At 68.4% G+C, this 1,075-nt stretch carries 2 protein-coding genes; both read left to right on the top strand.

Going from position 1 to position 1,075, the window contains the following annotated elements:
- Positions 1-102: 102 nt before the first annotated feature.
- The gene (locus tag ACIPK3_RS34430) at positions 103-627 is read left to right on the top strand and encodes a PadR family transcriptional regulator (RefSeq protein WP_402576147.1); all 525 of its coding nucleotides are present in this window, start codon (positions 103-105) and stop codon (positions 625-627) included.
- The coding region (locus ACIPK3_RS34435) for an ABC transporter ATP-binding protein (RefSeq protein WP_402576148.1) at positions 624-1,075 on the top strand (452 nt) is incomplete at its 3' end. The genes ACIPK3_RS34430 and ACIPK3_RS34435, both read left to right, overlap by 4 nt.

The following is a 1,075-nucleotide window of genomic DNA, read 5'->3' on the forward strand; positions in this document are numbered from 1 at the left end:
AACGGCTGATCAGCCGCCCCACCTGCATGGTGGTACGCCCCGCCATGGCCTGCACACACGGCGTATACATGGGGCGTATACACGGTGTGTAGAGTGCGGGTCATGTCCATCGGTCACACCCTTCTGGGGCTCCTGGAGTCCGGCCCGCGCCACGGCTACGACCTCAAGCGGGCCTTCGACGAGAAGTTCGGACACGACCGGCCCCTGCACTACGGCCAGGTCTACTCGACGATGTCCCGGCTCCTGAAGAACGGCCTCGTCGAAGTCGACGGCATCGAGACCGGCGGCGGCCCCGAACGCAAGCGCTACGCCATCACCGACGCCGGCATCACCGACGTCGAGCAATGGCTCGCCACCCCCGAGAAACCCGCCGAGTACCTCCAGTCGACCCTCTACACCAAGGTCGTCCTCGCGCTCCTCACCCACCGCGACGCCACCGGGATCCTGGACACCCAACGCTCCGAGCACCTGCGCAGCATGCGGATCCTGACCGACCGCAAACGCAAGGGCGACCTCGCCGACCAGCTCGTCTGCGACCACGCCCTGTTCCACCTCGAAGCCGACCTGCGCTGGCTGGAACTGACCGCCGCCCGACTCGACAAGCTCCGCACGGAAGTGGCCCGATGACCCCTCCCCCCGGCTCCCTGCTCACCGCGCAGGACCTGCGCAAGGCGTACGGCCCCACCCACGCCCTGGACGGAGCCGAGTTCTCCATCCACCCCGGCGAGGTCGTCGCGATCATGGGACCCTCCGGGTCCGGGAAATCCACCCTCCTGCACTGCCTCGCCGGAATCGTGCCGCCCGACTCCGGGTCGATCACCTACAACAACCGCGAACTCACCACCATGACCGACGCCCAGCGCAGCGCCCTGCGCCGCTCCGAGTTCGGCTTCGTGTTCCAGTTCGGCCAGCTCGTACCCGAACTGACCTGCGTCGAGAACGTCGCCCTGCCCCTGCGGCTCAACGGCACCTCCCGCAAGGACGCCGAACGCACCGCACTCGGCTGGATGGAACGCCTCGAGGTCGACGGCCTGAAGGACAAGCGGCCCGGCGAGGTCTCCGGCGGCCAGGGCCA

The sequence above is a fragment of the Streptomyces sp. NPDC086787 genome (assembly GCF_044745865.1).
Lineage (GTDB): Bacteria > Actinomycetota > Actinomycetes > Streptomycetales > Streptomycetaceae > Streptomyces.

What these genes read in the sequence shown, in the direction of transcription:
- ACIPK3_RS34430 (WP_402576147.1), top strand. Translation starts at nt 103, where the DNA reads ATGTCCATCGGTCACACCCTTCTGGGGCTCCTGGAGTCCGGCCCGCGC.